Source organism: Enterobacter sp. (assembly GCF_977039595.1).
Map to the genome: position 1 here is coordinate 1 of NZ_CDRQYH010000135.1, position 2,787 is coordinate 2,787.

Annotated in this window: 2 protein-coding genes and 2 pseudogenes; all 4 read right to left on the reverse strand. The window is 51.8% G+C overall.

The annotated features are described in order from the left end of the window. Positions 1-151 (reverse strand): annotated as a pseudogene (locus ACWYRJ_RS20715) (carbohydrate ABC transporter permease); the annotation flags it as partial. Further along, the gene (locus tag ACWYRJ_RS20720; protein WP_455508537.1) at positions 138-1,019 is read right to left on the reverse strand and encodes a carbohydrate ABC transporter permease; all 882 of its coding nucleotides are present in this window, start codon (positions 1,017-1,019) and stop codon (positions 138-140) included. The pseudogene ACWYRJ_RS20715 and the gene ACWYRJ_RS20720, both read right to left, overlap by 14 nt. Before the next feature lie 22 nt (positions 1,020-1,041). Next, positions 1,042-2,334 carry an ABC transporter substrate-binding protein gene (locus ACWYRJ_RS20725; protein WP_249576979.1) on the reverse strand — a complete coding sequence of 431 codons (1,293 nt, stop codon included), beginning with the start codon at positions 2,332-2,334 and terminating at the stop codon, positions 1,042-1,044. A gap of 14 nt (positions 2,335-2,348) precedes the next feature. Then, positions 2,349-2,660 (reverse strand): annotated as a pseudogene (locus ACWYRJ_RS20730) (Beta-galactosidase C-terminal domain); the annotation flags it as partial. Positions 2,661-2,787: the final 127 nt, after the last annotated feature.

A 2,787-nucleotide genomic window follows, 5' to 3' on the forward strand; every position in this document is an offset into this window, starting at 1 on the left:
GCAGAATGGTCGGATGGAGCGAGATCGCCTCTTTCGCACTCTTAAACGACGTCATTAGCATCACGAAGAACGGGAACAGCGTGATAACCAGAAACACCGCCAGGCCCAGATAAAAACCAATACGGCCCAGTACGCGTTTATTTGTTGCCATTGAGGTTTACCCTTTTTCTGGTCAGCAGAATCACCGCGAAGATGATCACGAACAGCACGACGGAGATCGCCGCAGCTTTACCCAAATCATTGAAAGCGAATGCCGTTTTGTAGAGGTAGACGCCCAAAATATCGACCTTGGTAGTCAACAGGTAGACATCCGCAAACATGTAGAACATCCAGATAGTGCGGAGCGTCACCACCGTTGCCAGCACCGGCATAATCGCGGGCAGCGTAACGATTCGAAAACGCTGCCAGGCATTCGCGCCGTCCATTTCCGCCGCTTCATACAGGGATTTATCAATGGTCTGTAAAATCGCCAGGAATGAGATAAACGCGTACGGGAAGTAACGCCAGATGGCGAACAGCACCACCAGTACAAAGCTGCTGCCGGGATTGTCGAACCACAGGGGCGCCTGGTCATACAGATGCAGTAGGTCAACGCCCAGATAGTTCACGATGCCGTAGCCGTTGTTGAACATGTATTTCCATGCAAACACCAGCGAAATGGACGGGGTAACGTAGGATAAAATCACCAGTGAACGTGCCGTTTTCCGCAGACGAAACTCCCGGTTAAAGAAGATGGCGACGGCAAGCCCCAGCCCGGTACTGCCGAGCACGACCAGCGCGGTGTACCAGAACGTCATCCACAGCGAGTGCCAGAAGGCGGCATCGCTGAGGATGCGAATGTAATTATCCAGCCCGACAAACACAGCGCTAATGCGCGGGTTAAGCGGCAGTCGTAAAAAACTGATTTCAATATTGGAAATCATTGGCCAGGCCACCAGGCCCCCCAGCGGAATCAGGCTGGGGGCCAACAGCAGCATGGCGAAAGGCATATCTGAACGACCAGAAAACAACGTCTTCATAATTTCCTTCCGCAGAGCGCTCCTATCGTTGTGAAATAAGATCAGTCAGTCGCTTCTGGCTGCTGCTTAACGTTGTATTAAGGTCCTTCTGCCCCACCGTGACGTTATGCACCATGGAACTGATAATGCCGGAGCCCGTTACATCGCCCATGCGGGTGAAGTTTTTATCCCCAACCGCGCCAAACACCTGCACGTTCGGGAACTGCGCAATCAGTTCATAAGGCAGTTGCCCAAACGCTTTAATCACGTCGTTGTTTTTCCAGGTATCGGTGCCCACCACTAGCTTGTTCACCGGCAGTGCCGCGCCAGGCGACATCATGACCCAGTCCGTCGCGTTTTGAGCCTGTTCCATCCAGGTCACAAACTTCTCGGCCGCTTCGGTCTCCTCTTCAGTTTGTCCGGTGGTGATCGTCAGGGAGGTGATCATGCCGTACACCGCCGATGACTTTTCAGTCGGGACAACGAAGCCCAGGTTAGAGGGGTTTCCGTCCTTGTAGACGGCAGGCAGGATGTAGGTGGAGTAAACCGCCATAGGCGCTGAACCGTTCATGAAGGCGTCTTTGATCTCCATGACATCGTTTGAACCCGGCATTGTGGTCGCGGCCAGCGCTTTATAAAACGCCAGGGCTTTTGCCATTTCAGGGGTATCGATGTCGACGTTCCCTTTGGCATCAAACACGTTTGCGCCGCCGGAAAGCGCAAACTGAGAGAACGACTGCTCGGTCATCACGCTTTCCGCTGTCGGCAGCGCGATGCCGTAATGCTTTTTAGCCGGGTCGTTAAGGCGCTGGCTGGCTTGCAGTAGCTGTTCCCAGTTATGTGGCTCCTGAATGCCCGCCGCGGCCAGCACATCTTTGTGATACCAGACGCCGGAAAGCCAGGCGCTGACCGGCACGCCCGTCCAGGCTGAACCGTCTTCCGTACGAACAACACGCAAGATGCCGTCATAGAAAGTGTTTTCGCCTACCGCGTTAATGGCTTCGCCGATAGCTTTGCGATCCAGCAGCTGTTCCTTGTCCATTACTTTTGCGTAGTCATGGCTGACCTCGATCACTTCAGGCAGCGCGCCGGTTCTCGCCAGCGTAATCACCTTGGTGTTGTAGGCATCCTCTTCCACCGGTACCTGTTTTACCGTGATGCCAGGATTCTCTTTCTCGAACTTTTCGATCAGCTTCGTGATAACCGCCTGACGCTCCTGCTCGACTGATGAGTGCATAAACTCAATGGTGACAGTGGACTTTTTGTCATCCTTACAGCCTGATAACAAAGCGCACGAAACCAGTGCTGAAATCAGCACAATTCTGGGCATTTTCATTTTTAAGGTCCTTTTTAGTTTTCTTTAATCCACAACACCTGCCATGGATGTAGGGTCAGCGTTTTATCTGTAATAACTTCTCCTGAAATCAAATCCGTTCCGGATTGAATATCGGATTCTACCGTTTGAATGCCATCACTGAAATTAAACAGCGCCGTTATTTTCTCGCCACAATCCGCCACACGAACGATTTTTAAAACATGTTCACCTGACGCACTAAAATAAGCCTGACTGTCAGGGTGGAATGCTTTTTCCGCACGACGCAGCGCGATTAACTGGCTTAACGCGCAATAGACCTGATAACGCAGACTGCTTTTATCTTCAAGCGGGCTTTGTTGAATAAATCGAACTTTTGCTGAGTTGAAGGATCAGATCACGTATCTTCCCGACAACGCAGACCGTTCCGTGGCAAAGCAAAAGTTCAAAATCACCAACTGGCCCACCTACAATAAA

Bases quoted from the DNA above. Each gene is read 5' to 3' on its own strand.
- ACWYRJ_RS20720 (WP_455508537.1), bottom strand. From the start codon at position 1,019: ATGAAGACGTTGTTTTCTGGTCGTTCAGATATGCCTTTCGCCATGCTG.
- ACWYRJ_RS20725 (WP_249576979.1), bottom strand. From the start codon at position 2,334: ATGAAAATGCCCAGAATTGTGCTGATTTCAGCACTGGTTTCGTGCGCT.